The sequence below is a fragment of the Micromonospora sonneratiae genome, assembly GCF_042679305.1.
Lineage (GTDB): Bacteria > Actinomycetota > Actinomycetes > Mycobacteriales > Micromonosporaceae > Micromonospora_H > Micromonospora_H sonneratiae.
Genome location: NZ_JBHTMP010000010.1, coordinates 149,543 through 162,000 on the forward strand (window position 1 = coordinate 149,543; position 12,458 = coordinate 162,000).

Consider the following 12,458-nt stretch of genomic DNA (forward strand, 5'->3'; position numbering starts at 1 on the left):
ATGGAACCGGCGATCGAGGAACTGATGGCGCAGGTGCGGGAGCAGCAGCAGCGCATCGAGGACATCCAACGTTCCGTCGAGGCGATGGAAATCACCGGGTACGCCGGCAACGGTGACGTCACCGTGAAACTCAAGGGAGACGGCCGGTTCACCGACGTGTCGATCGACCCGCAGGTGCTCCGCCGGTACGACGCGCAGACCATCGGCCAACTGGTGCTGGAAGCCGTCAACAACGGGCTGGCCAAGTTGGCCGCCGCCAGTGAGGCGAAGTACGGGCCGCTGCTGACCGAGGCCGAGTAGTGCTCTCCACGATCGCACCCCGACGGGTGACGGTGGTGGCACCGCACTCCCGCCTGGACGTGTCGTTGCCGGTACAGAGCACCGTGGCCGAGCTGGTGCCGCAGCTGGTCCGGTTGCTCAGCACCGACGCTGACCGGGGAGGTGGCGCAGGCTGGGAGCTGCGTCGCCTGGGTGGGCCACCGCTGGACAGCGCCGTCACGGTGACCGGTGCCGGGATCCGCGACGGCGAGGTGCTCTACCTCAGCGTCGTCGACCGGCGGGCCACCCCGATGCTCTTCGACGACGTGGTCGACGCGATCGCCAGTGCCGCCGCCGATCGGCCCGGTGTGTGGCGGGCGACGGCGTCCCGCAACGTCGGCGGTGCGGTCGGTGCACTGGCGTTCACCGCCGTCGCCGTGGCGGTGGGCTTCAGCGGGCTGTCCGCGTCGACCGTCGCGCTGCTGTCCGGGGCGCTCGCCCTGGCACTGCTGATCGCCGGTGGAGCGCTGTCCCGGGCCTTCGGTGACCGGGGGCTCGGTGCGGTGGTGACGATCGGTGGCCTGCCGGCCGCGCTGGTCGCCGGGCTCACCGTACTGGCCCCGGACGGCCAACCGGCACTGGCGTTGACCTCCGGCCGGCTGGCCCTGGCCGGCACGGCGGCCACCGTGTACGCCGCGCTGGCCGCAGTGGTGGTGGCCGAACAGCGGTTCGCGGCAGCCGCCGTCGCCGCCGCTGTCGGTGGTCTCGGTGCCTTCGCGATCCTGCTCACCGGGGCCGGGCCCGCCTCGGTCGCGGCGATCGTCTGCTGTGCGGCGGTGATGGCCAGCCCGGTGCTGCCGATGCTGGCCCTGCGGCTCGGCCGGTTGCCGCTGCCCAGCGTGCCGACCGACGTCGAGGCGTTCCGCCGGGACGAGACCCCGACGCTGGGGCCGGAGATGGTCGGTGACACCGATGCCGCCGAGCGGATCCTGACCAGTCTGTTGTGCGCGTTGGCGGCCATCGTGGCCTGCTGCGCCGGCGTGCTGCTGATCACCGGTGACCGGTGGTCGTGGGCGCTGGCCGGGCTCGCCGGTACGGTGCTGGTGCTGCGGGCCAGGGCCTACGTCGGGATCGGCCAGCGGGCGGTGCTGTTGCTGGCCGGGGCCACCTCGATACTCGGTGCCGGGGTCCGGGTGGGCCTGGCCGGGGACTCGGGTACCCGGCTGCTGCTGGCCGGACTGCTGGCCTTCGTGGGCGTGGTGTGCGCGACGTACGCGGTCCGCGCACCGGCCGGCTCGCCGTCGCCGTACTGGGGTCGGCTGCTGGACGTGGTGGAGTTCCTGGCACTGGTCAGCCTGGTTCCGGTGGCGGGCGCGGTGCTCGACGTCTACGGCGCGGTACGCGCGTGGGGTGGCTGAGGCTACGGCGCGGTACGCGCGTGCGACGGTTGGGTCGGCCGGTCCGGTTGGGCCGGCTGGATCGGCCGGGTCGGCTGGGGCAGCCGCAGGCCGGCCAGTGGCAGGGTCTCCCAGGCTGCCACGGCGTGTGCGCCGTGCAGGGGCACCAGCTTTCCCCCGAATCCGGCCGTGGCCTGCCGTACCACCTCGGCGACCGCCTCGGGAGTCGGGCCGGCGGGCACACCGAGGCGGACCAGCATTCGGGTACGGGTGCCACCGCCGCGCTGCCGGTCCAACCGCACCGAGACCGCGCTGACCAGGGCGGGTGCCTGGCCGTGCTGGCGCAGCAACCGGCCCACCTCGGTCCAGCCCCGGGGCGAGCGGCGGGGCCGGTAGCAGACCTGGTGCAGCATGCCCAGCGACCAGTAGCGCCAGTGCTCGGTGCTGGCCTCGTCCGCCCGGCGGGGGTCGACCCCGAGCGCCACGGCCCATTCGTCGCGCAGTTGGGTGCCGTCGGGCAGCGTCGCCTGGTGACCGGCGGCCCGCAGTTCGGTGGCGATGCGCAGTGCGGCCGTGCCGGTGGCCCGGACCAGGCCGGTCGGCCCGCCGCCACGGGCAGCCACGGCCCGGGACGCGTGCTCGGGGTCCATCCGGATGGCCAGCCACCGGGCCGCCTGGCCGGTGATGGGCGAGGTCCAGTCGACGAGTTGCAGCCCGGACAGGGGCAGGTCGGGGTCGTCGTAGCCGGCCGACAGTTGGCGCACCAGATCATCGAGGTCGCCGGTGGGGTCGACCCGCAGCAGGGCACTCCAGGACCTTCCGTCGCCGGTCAGACCGGCCCGATTGCCGGCCCGGTCGGCATGCGTACGGGTTGCCAGGGCAGGCAGCACAGGCAGCGCATGCCGGGTCCGACGCCGGAAGCGGCGGCGTACCAGCGCCCACTCCGGCAACCATCGGCCCTGGACCCGTACGCCGGTGCCGGCCACGACGAGTGCGGCCAGCCCGGTGGCGGTGCCACCCACCGCGTCGAACGGGCCGCCGGCGGCGACCGCACCCAGCGCCGCCGTCTGCCACAACGCGACCTGTCCGGCGTGTACGCCCAGCCAGCGACGCCGCCCGACCGGCGGCGCCGGCAGCGGTACGGGTCCGGGGCGGACGGTCGGCTCGGACGAACTGGCCGGTTCTACGGCCGGTACGGCAGTGGGCATGGCACGGTCCTCTCGGCGACTCATTGCCGGCTGGCTATACCTTGCACCCGTATTTCTAGTGCACCGGACGGGTGCCACACCACCCGGGAGACGATCTGATGTGGACGCAGCGGGACCAGTTGCAGGCGTACCAGTTCCTGCGTCGCCGGCTCGTCTCGGCGTTGCAGGTCGGCGACGCCAACCATCCCGTGTCACCCAGCCGGCGGCTGGTCATCGGCTGTGCCCTCGGGGCCGCCGCGGCGCTGCTGGTGACCGCCGGATTCGGCGTGTACGGGTTGTTGCGTCCCGGCGCGAACAGCGACTGGCGCAAGCCCGGCCAGGTGGTGATCGAGAAGGAGACCGGTGCCGCGTTCGTGATGGGTTCGGACGGGCTGCTGCATCCGATGCTCAACTACACCTCGGCCCGGCTGTTGGCCGGTGGTGACGGCACGGCCACCCGCCAGGTGTCCCGCAAGTCCATGGCGGCGGCCCCGCGCGGGGTTCCGTTGGGCATTCCGGGGGCACCGGCCTCGTTGCCGGCGAAGGAACAACTGCTCACCCGACCGTTCACCGTCTGCGTCCAGGCGGTCCAGGGGCGGCCGGCGGGCACCCCGCCGACCACCACAGCCCTGGCCGGAGTGGCTCCGACCGGCGTACCGGTCGATTCGGGGGCGGCCCTGGTCGTGGTCGAGCCCGGCGGCATCCGGTACGCGGTGGTGGCCGGTCAGCGGCACCGGATCACCGACGCGGTGACGGCGATGGCGCTCGGGTACGACGCTGTCCGCCCGCTGCCGGTCAGCGCGGCCTGGTTGAGTGCCGTGCCGGTGGGGCCGGACCTGCGACTGATCACGGTGCCGAGGGCCGGTACCGACGGGCCGCAGGTCGGTTCCCGGAACACCCGGGTCGGGCAGGTGCTGGCCGCGACGACGGTCGGTGCGGAGGACCGCTACTACCTGGTACGCGCCGACGGCATCGTGGCCATCAGCCAGACCGAGGCGGCACTGGTGCTGAGCAACCCGGCCAACCGGGCGGCGTACACCGGTGGACCGGCCCGTGAGGTGCCGGTGCCCGCCGTCGACCTGGCAGAGGTGGTCATCGCCGGCAACTCGGGTTCCGGTTCGGCCACCGCTTCGGAGTCCGGTACGACCACCGGCTATCCGGCCCGGTTGGCCCGACCGGTCGAGCCGGGTGACGGGGCTGCCGCCTGCACCACCCTCGACGGTGGTCGGGCCGTGGTCCGACTGGCCGGCTCGATCGGCGTACCTGCCGGGGCGCAGCCGGTCACGGCGGGCGGTGGGGCACGGGCCGACGCGGTGTACGTACCGGCGGGCCGGGCCGCGGTGGTCCGGGAGCAGCCGTCGCCACAGGCCGGCCTCGGCACCGTCTATCTCCTGACCGACCAGGGAATACGTCATCCGGTGCCGAACGGCGACGCGCTGAAGGCGCTCGGCTACGGGGCGGTACGACCGACCCCGGTGCCGGCGTCCGTGCTGGCGCTCTTCCCGACCGGCCCGGTTCTGGACCAGGCGGGTGCCCAGCGGGTCGTGCCCGTGACGACGGCGACGGGAGGGGGACAGTGACCGGGACGTCGACCATCGAGGTGTCGGTGGTGGAGGATCATCCGCTCTACCGGGCCGCGCTGGTCCGGGCGCTGGGGGACGCGCCGGACGTACGGGTCAGTGTGACGGCGCGCTCGGTGGAGGAGTTCACCGCCTATCGGCAGCCCGCTGGCGGGGTGGTGATCCTCGATCTGAAGCTGCCGGGGGTGCACGACTCGGCGGCGGTCGTCACGGTCACCGGCATGGGCCACCGGGTGCTGGTGGTCTCGGCCCACGGTGACCAGGCCGACGTGCTGGGCGCGATCGCGGCCGGTGCCCGGGGCTATCTGACCAAGGACTCGGATGCCGACGAGATCCTGCGGGCCGTACGCGAGATCGCCGCTGGCAACACGTACGTCTCGCCGACGCTGGCGTCCATCCTGTTGGACTCCGCCCGTAACCGGGGCACGGTGTACCGGGTGCCGTTGTCGGACCGGGAGCGCCAGGTGCTGTCGCTGCTGGCCGCTGGCGAACGGGACCAGGACATCGCCGACGCGCTGGCGATCAGCGTCCGTACGGTCCGCTCGCACCTGGACCGGATCCGGGAGAAGACGGGCCGGCGACGGCGGCCGGAGTTGACCCGGCTGGCCATCGAGGAGGGCATCGTCGCGCCCGCCCCGGACCGCTGACCGGCTGTTACGTCCAGGATCGCTCGCTGTGCCGTCTCCGGGACCGGGGACGGCGGCCGGCACCGCCCGGCTCAGCCGGGTCGGACACCGTCGAGGACGAAGCTGACGGTACGCCGGGCGAAGTCCTCCCCGACCGGTGTCTGACGCAGGACCACCCGTACCCACACGGCCCCGGCGAGTAGGTCCACCAGCAGGGTCGGGTCGGTGTCGGGTGGGAGTTCGCCCCGGGCGGCGGCACGTTCGAAGACAGGGTTCTCCCGGGCCAGCCGGTCGGCGAAGAACGTACGTGCGGTGGCGGCGAGTTCGGGGCTGTGCGCGGCGGCGGCGAGGGCCGCGACCGCGATGTCGGCGGCGGGGGGCTTGGTCAGCAGGGCCAGGATCGCCTCGACCAGGGCTTCCAGGTCGCCTCGCAGACTGCCGGTGTCGGGTACGTCGAACCGGAGCGTCGGTGTCCCCATCAGGGCCGCACCGAGCAGGGCCGCCTTGGACGGCCACCACCGGTAGATCGTGGTCTTGTTGACGGTCGCGCGTTCCGCGACCGCTTCGATGGTCAGTCGTTCGTAGCCGTTCTCGGCCAGCAGGCTGAGCGCGGCGTCGAAGATCTCCCGCTGCCGGCGCGGGCCGTCGCCACGCTGCCGCTCGCGCTGCCCGGTGCCCGGTGCGCCCTTCCCGGTGCCGTCGATCACCTGGTCACCCTAGTACTCCAGCGCCGCTCGGCTTCGAGTCGGCGCTGGAGTACCAGGTGATCCTTCGAGTAGTGGCGTCAGCCGCGCGTCTGGCGGAAGCGCTGCACGATTTCGCTGCCGGCGACGACGAGCACGCCCAGCACCGCGACGGTGTAGAAGGCGTCCGGCACGGTCCAGTCCTTGTTGAAGCTGGCCAGAAACTCCGGGTTGAAGAACTTCTGCTGGTAGAGGATCCAGGCCAGCGGTAGCGCGAAGACAACCTGCGCGACTGCGTGCAGCGTGGCCAGCGGGACGGTCCACTTGCGGGTGGCGAACCAGACCAGATCGAGCACCACGAGGGCGGCCAGACCGGCCAGGATGGGCCAGATCCAGCCCGACCACAGCGCCGGGTCGAGCACCTGGAGTCGGTCACCGTCGTCGGTCCGGTACGGCTTGGCGGTGGACTGCCAGACGATCAGCCCGATCAGCGCGGTGTGCCACGCTGCGGAGGCAACTGCCTCTACCCCGCCCTTGTCCGTCTTACGGATCTCGGGCAGTTGGTCGGGCGTCCACTCCTCGGTGCTCTTGAGCACCTCGTTGCGGTGGCGGGACCGTTCGATCAGGGCGAACACCACGGTGAGCCAGGCGATCATCTGCGCGCCGACGGTGAGCAGCGCACCGATGCCGCTGCCGATCGCTGAACCCAGGTCGTTGTTGTCGAGTACGTCGATCACCACGATGACGGCGGTGACCACGGGTAGCACGGTGGAGAGCAGGAGCCTCAGCAGGCGGACGTACGCCGGGTAGAGCTCGGGTCCGATCAGCGCGAGTGGCCGGCCGGCGTAGCGGGCGGCGAGCCGGATCGGGTCGCCCATCTCGGTGAGCACCTCGCGCTCGGCTGCCGCCGGGTCGGCCGAGTCGCGCGCATCGACGGTGTCGGCGATGGTGGTACGCAGTTCTTCGGCGACGTCGTCGCGCTGGTCGGCCGGAATCCGCCGTACGACCTCGTGCACGTACCGCTCGGTCAGCGTGTTCGTGCTCATCAGTTCTCCTTGGTCAGTCGTGAGATCGAGGTGACGAGGTCCTGCCATTCGCGTACCAGGCCGGCACGTACCCGGGAGCCCTCTGGGCTGGCCCGGTAGAACTTCCGTGGGCGGGACTCGTCCGTGTTCCACTCGCTGGTGAGCAGGCCCTGCTTTTCGAGGCGGCGTAGCAGCGGATAGAGGGTGTTGCCGTCGACGGTGACCCCGGCGTCGTTGAGCGTCTCCAGCAACGCGTAGCCGTACTGCGGCTCGTCGAGTAGGGCGAGGCAGGCCAGCACGACCGTGCCGCGACGCAGCTCTTGAGCCTGACTGAGGATCAGTTCTTCTGCGGTCACAGGAGACACGATACTGTGTGCTGCACACTAATGTCTAGTGCGATTTGCTGTGCGAGATCCATTAGTTGGTCAGGAGTCGAGGATGGCCAGGTCGAGCTGGCGGAGCCGGTCGGGGTCGGCGAGGATGTCGATCGCGCTGATCCTTCCGTTCGTGATCGTGAAGCTCATGACCGAAACCGGCTGGCCGTCGGCGGTGTTGACCAGCCCGGCGACTCCGTTGACCAGCGCCGGTGTCGAGCGGAATTTGCCGAACCGCCGGAAGGTGATCGCCTGCCCGGCCACTGTCGTCGCCCCGCGGACCACCCGCAGTCCGGCGCCGGACCGGCCGGTGTCGGCGCGCAGCACCACGTCGGGGTCGAGGACGGCGACCAGCGCGTCGAAGCCACCACCGTGTGCGGCGGCCAGGAACGCGTCGACCACCTTGCGCTGCCGGTTCAGGTCGGGGTCCGGGGCCGGAGCCGCCCCCTGCACCCGGCGGCGGGCGCGGCTGGCCATCTGCCTGGCGGCGGCCGGGGTACGCCCGACGATCGGAGCGATCTCCTCGAAGGGCACCGCGAACATGTCGTGGAGTACGAACGCGAGTCGTTCGGCGGGATTGAGCGTCTCGAGTACGACCAGCAGCGCCAGCCCGACCGCGTCGGCCAGCAGGGCCGTGTGTTCGGGGTCGACGGCGTCGGTGTGACTGATGAGCGGGTCCGGCAGCTGCTCGGGTATCGGGTCCTCGCGCCGTGAGCTGCGGGAACGGAGCATGTCGAGGCACACCCGGCCGACGACGGTGGTCAGCCAGCCGGCCAGGTTCTCCACGTCGTCGGTGTCGGGACGGCTGAGGCGTAGCCACGCTTCCTGGACGGCGTCGTCCGCCTCGCTGAGCGAGCCGAGCATCCGGTAGGCGACCGCCTTCAGGTGGCTGCGGTGTGCTTCGAACCGGTCCGCCAGGAAGTCGGGTTCGTCCATCGGTCGCATCTCCTTCGTCGGGTCCGTCAGTGCAGTGACGAACGAAAGCCGGTCGGTGTGACGAGCCTTGGTGGATCACAACGCAACGTTGCGTTGCAATTCGGCTTTCCCGTCGCTACGGTCGAAGCAGCAGAACCCGTCGGCGGGGGAGGAACGGATGGATGTCGAGGCAGGCGCTCAGCTGCCCGTGGTGTTCGTGCACGGCCTACGGGTCAGCGGCACCATGTGGCAGCCACTGATCCGGGTGGTCGGGCAGCACCACCCGTCAGCCGCACCGGACCTGCCCGGACACGGGCGTCGACGTGGTGAACCGTTCACCGTCGAGGCGGCGGTCGAGGTCGTGGCCGACACGATCGACCAACTCGGCGGCCGGGCCCTTGTCGTCGGGCTGTCCCTGGGCGGCTACGTCGGAATCGCCACGGCTGGCCGTTACCCGGACCGGGTGGCGGGACTGGTCGCCGTCGGCTGCACCGCCCGTCCGGTCGGGGCGTTCGCCGTACTGTTCCGCCAGGTCGCCCGACTGGCCGGCTGGTACCCCGAGGTCGGCAACCGGCTCAGCGTACGGGCTTTCCGCCGGGTGTTGCCCGCGCCGCTGGCCGGGGCGATGGTCGCGGGTGGACTGTCCTGCGAGGTGCTGCCACAGGTCGTCGACGGGGTGACCCGGCTGGACGTGCTCGGCCTGCTGTCCGCGTACCCGGGTCGGGTCTGCCTGGTCAACGGCGCGCGCGACCACTTCCGGGCCGACGAGCGACACTTCCTGGATGCCTGCCGGGACGGCCGTCTCGTGGTGCTGCCACGTCGTGGGCACATCGACTGTCTCGTCGAGGTCGAGGCCCTCGCCGGGATCGTGACGGAACTGGCCACCCCGCCTGTCAGATCATGACCGGCCCGGTGGTTCCAGGCCAAGGCGTACGAAAATCGGCCGTCGCTCTACTGCGTCCCCGGCTGCGTTGAGCTGGTATCCGTCGAGCCAGGTCCAGCCTCGGTAGGTGGGCCAGTCGTGGGTGTGGTTGTCGGCGGTCTGGTTACGGTGCCGTCCGTTCTCAGGGCGGTCATGGAGACGTAGTACAGCCGTGGGCCGGACGGGTAGGGCGGTGGTTCGTCGTCCCAGCCGCCCACGAGGGCCATGATTTCCCCGTCGATGACGGTGATCGATCCGGTGTCGTGTACCCGTAGGCGTAGGACCCTGGGCGGGTGGTCGTAGTCGGGGCCGGTGTCGCGGTACTGCCCCTGCGGTACGACGATCGTGTCGCCGCGTTGGACCAGTTGGGTCAGCTCTCGGCGTAGCTTTTCTGCCTCGTGTGGGGGTTGGCTGAACACCTGCACGAAGGTTGGTTTCATTTCGTGGCTGCCCTGATCGAGCGTGTGATTGCGTCTCGCTTTACCCGTATCTCGACGCACGGGGTGTGGTTTTCGGTGTCCGGGCTGGTGCATTTCAGTTCGTGTCCGACGATCCACACGGAGGTTTCTGTCGCGGTGGCGGTGTCGGTGTGGGCTACCGACACGATTACGTATCTGAAGTAGGTGGGGTCGTTGCCGTTCGGGTGGTACCAGTCGTCGGGGTGCAGATAGAGCCGGGTACCGGCGGGGATGTCGGTCGTGGGTTCCTCTTTGTCGGCCGGGTCGAGTGGCACGAACTCGAAATCACCGCTGAACACGTCGCCTCCTGATCATGGAATAGGAAGGGCCACCGCGCGGACCAATGGGGTAGGCGGGCAGTGGCCCCAACCCGGATGCATTTCTTGTGGCGTTGCCGCGCCCTCACATCCGATAGAGACATGTTGGTGTCCGAACGGCTACTCTCGGAAGTCCTGTGCGCTAGTGGTGCCGTTGGAGCGCTCCGATTGTGCTGCGCTACACGCCACGCCGACGAATTTCGTGGTCCCGTGTGGACACATTGTGGAGAGGTTGTAGAACGTGAGCGAAAAACGAACTCCTGAACGCGGCACCTCCAATGCCACATCCAGCGATTTTCTTCGATTCGAGCTGCGGCATGCCCGCCAGCGTGCCGAGCTGACGCAGGAGGAACAGGGGCGGCGGATGGGCTACTCGTCGTCCCTGGTGGCCGCCGTGGAGGCCGGTACGCGGCGACCGCCGCACGGCTATCTGCCCAAGGCGGATGAGGCACTGGGGACGGGCGGACTGCTGGCGCGACTGGCCGAGCAACTACAGGCTGCGGCGAATCTGCCACCGCTGTGGGTGCAGGACTGGGTAGTCCACGAGCAGGCCGCGCGGATGCTGCGCTGGTTCGAGCTGGCGCTCGTGCCCGGCCTGCTTCAGGTCGAGGGTTACGCCCGCGCCATTTTCGGGGTCAACCCACGCGTCAGCGCAGAGCAGCGGGAAGCCCGGGTGGCCAGGCGACTGGCGAGACAAGGGGTCTTGACGAGCGACGATCCGCCGTACCTCTGGGTGGTGCTGGACGACAATGTCCTGCGTCGTGGCGTAGGCGGGCGCAAGGTGATGCACGATCAGGTGCTGCACCTGGCCAACCTCGCGACCAACGCGCCACGGGTCAAAATCCAGATCGTTCCACCGGGCATCGAGGAGTATCCTGGCCTGGAGGGGCCACTCGTCATCGCCACCAGTTCGCATGGCGACGATGTGGCCTTCCTGGACAACCGTCGCAAGGGAGAGTTCACGGACCACCCGGACGACCTTCTGGCCGCACGCAACGACTGGGAGAGCATTGTCGGCGAGGCCCTGACACCAGCACAGTCAATCGAGCATCTTCTAGGGGCGGCAGAGACATGGACCTGACCGACGCGCAGTGGCGCAAGAGCACCCGCAGCGGATCTAGCGAGGCCACCTGCGTCGAGGTTGCCGACAATCTGCCCGGTGTGGTGCTCGTCCGGGATACCAAGGACCGCGACGGCGGCACGCTGACCTTCGGCCCGACGGCCTGGCAGGCGTTCGTCGAGCTGGCGAAGCAGCACTGACAACAGCACTGACAAGAGCCTCATAGCGCCCCCGGACCGGTCGACCGGAACGGGGGCGTTTTCGTGTGACGGACTGACGGTGGCTCCGTCACTGTTACTCGCCTGGTCCCGATACCGCTGATTTACGGATCTTGGTTGTCGGGTACGCGAGTGCCACTGAAGAGCGAGTGGGAGCCGCTAGCGCAACACAACCCGGGTAGCACGCCTGGATCGGTAGGTTGCCCATGCTTTGGTGGCCTCAACCAGCGGACCCCGCCACCCCAACGGCACCGCATTCTGACGCTCACGCCACAACCTGTGCAGGGCGACCGCGAACTCGGCCACCGCCTCCTTCGGGGCCGCACTCCACGCCGGCACCCGAGACGCCCACGCCTCTGCCTCCGCCGGACTGTGCCCATACCGCACCAGACGCATCACCATCAGCGCGGTATCAATCCACGCAGCACCAGTTGCCGGCGTCGACCAATCCACCAACCGTGCCCGTCCGCCGTCAACCAGCCAGTTCCGCCGTGACATGTCGGTGTGCACCAGAACCTCACCGTCAATCACCTCGGGCGCGATGCGTCCCTGCCAACGGGCTGAGAACGGGCGCACTGGTGCCGACGGCACGAAGCCAGAAAGGAGGCTCAGGGTGTCGGCGACCGTCACCAAGTCGGGGGAGCCGGGGGACAGGTCCGCATGCCGGCCCGGCACCAGGTCGAACCCGGCGAGCAACCAGCCGTCGGCCTCGACCTGCCATAGAACACGGGGGGCCACGCCAGCCGGTAGGAGAGTGTTGACGCGGATCTCGTTCCGCAGCATCCAGGTGTTGCCGGCATCGGTTCGTACGCCCTTGCAGAAGATCGGACCTTGCCTGGTGTGCAAGATCTCTGCGAGCTGGCAAGTCGAACCTGCGCCGACCTGCGAAGCCGACCGTATGTTGCCGGTCTGCTCGGTGACGGCGACGCGGACCGGTTCGGAAAGGGCATCCCAGCAGGTATGCAGCATCATCTGGGTCTACCACGCGACACCCGGGACACGAAGTGGGTCGCGCCCCGAGTGTCTGTCTACGCGCTAGTCGGCCGCCGGAATTCGACCCCGAGATCTACAAGCAGCGCCATGGCGTGGAGTGCGGCATCAACCGACTCAAACGCCACCGAGCCGCGGCCACCCGCTTCGACAAACTCGCAGCACACTACGAAGCCACCATCCACCTCGCTGCCATCAACGAATGGCTGTAACCGACTTCGACGCAGGCCCTAACTGAAATATTAGCGGCTCAACCTTCGACTGAAAGAGCTTCGCGCCCAGTTGGCAATGCCATACCAGCGTCGCCGACGGCTAGGCGGAATTCCGCTTATGCTTCTAGTGTCGCGTAATTCGTTGTCGCTTTTCTCAAGATCGGCTTTGAGTGCCCGAACAGGTGGCGGCCACCCTTGGCCTGCTGCCCTGAGCATCCTGTCGAGCTGCCCCGCTT

At 69.7% G+C, this 12,458-nt stretch carries 15 protein-coding genes; 7 read left to right on the forward strand and 8 right to left on the reverse strand.

From position 1 onward, the window contains the following. Together ACFQ4H_RS09310 and eccD are read left to right on the forward strand one after the other, a co-directional pair. A complete protein-coding gene (locus ACFQ4H_RS09310) occupies positions 1-300 on the forward strand; it encodes a YbaB/EbfC family nucleoid-associated protein (RefSeq protein WP_377569248.1) in 300 nt (99 codons plus the stop codon). Further along, positions 300-1,676: a type VII secretion integral membrane protein EccD gene (gene eccD, locus ACFQ4H_RS09315; RefSeq protein ID WP_377569250.1), complete on the forward strand. Its 1,377-nt coding sequence runs from the start codon at positions 300-302 to the stop codon at positions 1,674-1,676. Before ACFQ4H_RS09310 ends, eccD begins: the two co-directional genes overlap by 1 nt. 2 nt (positions 1,677-1,678) lie before the next feature. On the opposite strand, the gene ACFQ4H_RS09320 is transcribed toward eccD, so the two are convergent. Continuing rightward, a complete protein-coding gene (locus ACFQ4H_RS09320; protein WP_377569252.1) occupies positions 1,679-2,863 on the reverse strand; it encodes a type VII secretion protein EccE in 1,185 nt (394 codons plus the stop codon). A gap of 98 nt (positions 2,864-2,961) precedes the next feature. Here ACFQ4H_RS09320 and eccB point away from each other — a divergent pair, with 98 nt between their 5' ends. Continuing rightward, the gene (gene eccB / locus ACFQ4H_RS09325) at positions 2,962-4,422 is read left to right on the forward strand and encodes a type VII secretion protein EccB (protein WP_377569253.1); all 1,461 of its coding nucleotides are present in this window, start codon (positions 2,962-2,964) and stop codon (positions 4,420-4,422) included. Further along, positions 4,419-5,069 (forward strand): LuxR C-terminal-related transcriptional regulator, encoded by a 651-nt coding sequence (locus ACFQ4H_RS09330; protein ID WP_377569254.1) that lies wholly within the window; start codon positions 4,419-4,421, stop codon positions 5,067-5,069. Before eccB ends, ACFQ4H_RS09330 begins: the two co-directional genes overlap by 4 nt. 71 nt (positions 5,070-5,140) lie before the next feature. Here ACFQ4H_RS09330 and ACFQ4H_RS09335 read toward each other — a convergent pair whose 3' ends face one another. The 4 genes from ACFQ4H_RS09335 to sigJ all read right to left on the reverse strand — a co-directional run bounded on the left by ACFQ4H_RS09335 (position 5,141) and on the right by sigJ (position 8,066). Next, a complete protein-coding gene (locus ACFQ4H_RS09335) occupies positions 5,141-5,755 on the reverse strand; it encodes a TetR/AcrR family transcriptional regulator (RefSeq protein WP_377569256.1) in 615 nt (204 codons plus the stop codon). A 77-nt stretch (positions 5,756-5,832) separates the two neighbouring features. Beyond that, positions 5,833-6,777 carry an HAAS signaling domain-containing protein gene (locus ACFQ4H_RS09340; RefSeq protein WP_377569257.1) on the reverse strand — a complete coding sequence of 315 codons (945 nt, stop codon included), beginning with the start codon at positions 6,775-6,777 and terminating at the stop codon, positions 5,833-5,835. Then, positions 6,777-7,112, reverse strand: coding sequence for a PadR family transcriptional regulator (locus tag ACFQ4H_RS09345; protein ID WP_377569258.1), 336 nt, complete (start codon positions 7,110-7,112; stop codon positions 6,777-6,779). The genes ACFQ4H_RS09340 and ACFQ4H_RS09345 overlap by 1 nt, the downstream gene beginning before the upstream one ends. Before the next feature lie 69 nt (positions 7,113-7,181). Continuing rightward, entirely contained in the window at positions 7,182-8,066 is an 885-nt protein-coding gene (gene sigJ, locus ACFQ4H_RS09350) for an RNA polymerase sigma factor SigJ (RefSeq protein ID WP_377569259.1), read from the reverse strand. Positions 8,067-8,223: 157 nt separating this feature from the next. On the opposite strand from sigJ, the gene ACFQ4H_RS09355 reads away from it, so the two are divergent. Next, positions 8,224-8,949, forward strand: a complete 726-nt coding sequence (locus tag ACFQ4H_RS09355; RefSeq protein ID WP_377569260.1) for an alpha/beta fold hydrolase — start codon at positions 8,224-8,226, stop codon at positions 8,947-8,949. A 47-nt stretch (positions 8,950-8,996) separates the two neighbouring features. Here ACFQ4H_RS09355 and ACFQ4H_RS09360 read toward each other — a convergent pair whose 3' ends face one another. Beyond that, positions 8,997-9,407, reverse strand: a complete 411-nt coding sequence (locus ACFQ4H_RS09360) for a hypothetical protein (protein ID WP_377569262.1) — start codon at positions 9,405-9,407, stop codon at positions 8,997-8,999. Next, positions 9,404-9,724 carry a hypothetical protein gene (locus ACFQ4H_RS09365; RefSeq protein ID WP_377569264.1) on the reverse strand — a complete coding sequence of 107 codons (321 nt, stop codon included), beginning with the start codon at positions 9,722-9,724 and terminating at the stop codon, positions 9,404-9,406. Before ACFQ4H_RS09365 ends, ACFQ4H_RS09360 begins: the two co-directional genes overlap by 4 nt. 259 nt (positions 9,725-9,983) lie before the next feature. Between ACFQ4H_RS09365 and ACFQ4H_RS09370 the strand changes: the two genes are divergently transcribed. Further along, positions 9,984-10,823 (forward strand): helix-turn-helix domain-containing protein, encoded by an 840-nt coding sequence (locus ACFQ4H_RS09370; protein ID WP_377569266.1) that lies wholly within the window; start codon positions 9,984-9,986, stop codon positions 10,821-10,823. Further along, on the forward strand, positions 10,820-11,002 hold the full coding sequence (locus ACFQ4H_RS09375; protein WP_377569283.1) for a DUF397 domain-containing protein: 183 nt from the start codon (positions 10,820-10,822) through the stop codon (positions 11,000-11,002). Before ACFQ4H_RS09370 ends, ACFQ4H_RS09375 begins: the two co-directional genes overlap by 4 nt. A 177-nt stretch (positions 11,003-11,179) precedes the next feature. On the opposite strand, the gene ACFQ4H_RS09380 is transcribed toward ACFQ4H_RS09375, so the two are convergent. Further along, on the reverse strand, positions 11,180-11,992 hold the full coding sequence (locus ACFQ4H_RS09380; RefSeq protein WP_377569268.1) for a hypothetical protein: 813 nt from the start codon (positions 11,990-11,992) through the stop codon (positions 11,180-11,182). Positions 11,993-12,458: the final 466 nt, after the last annotated feature.

Bases quoted from the DNA above. Each gene is read 5' to 3' on its own strand.
- ACFQ4H_RS09380 (WP_377569268.1), bottom strand. From the start codon at position 11,992: ATGATGCTGCATACCTGCTGGGATGCCCTTTCCGAACCGGTCCGCGTC.
- ACFQ4H_RS09340 (WP_377569257.1), bottom strand. From the start codon at position 6,777: ATGAGCACGAACACGCTGACCGAGCGGTACGTGCACGAGGTCGTACGG.
- eccB (WP_377569253.1), top strand. From the start codon at position 2,962: ATGTGGACGCAGCGGGACCAGTTGCAGGCGTACCAGTTCCTGCGTCGC.
- ACFQ4H_RS09355 (WP_377569260.1), top strand. From the start codon at position 8,224: ATGGATGTCGAGGCAGGCGCTCAGCTGCCCGTGGTGTTCGTGCACGGC.
- ACFQ4H_RS09310 (WP_377569248.1), top strand. From the start codon at position 1: ATGGAACCGGCGATCGAGGAACTGATGGCGCAGGTGCGGGAGCAGCAG.
- ACFQ4H_RS09360 (WP_377569262.1), bottom strand. From the start codon at position 9,407: ATGAAACCAACCTTCGTGCAGGTGTTCAGCCAACCCCCACACGAGGCA.
- ACFQ4H_RS09320 (WP_377569252.1), bottom strand. From the start codon at position 2,863: ATGCCCACTGCCGTACCGGCCGTAGAACCGGCCAGTTCGTCCGAGCCG.
- sigJ (WP_377569259.1), bottom strand. From the start codon at position 8,066: ATGGACGAACCCGACTTCCTGGCGGACCGGTTCGAAGCACACCGCAGC.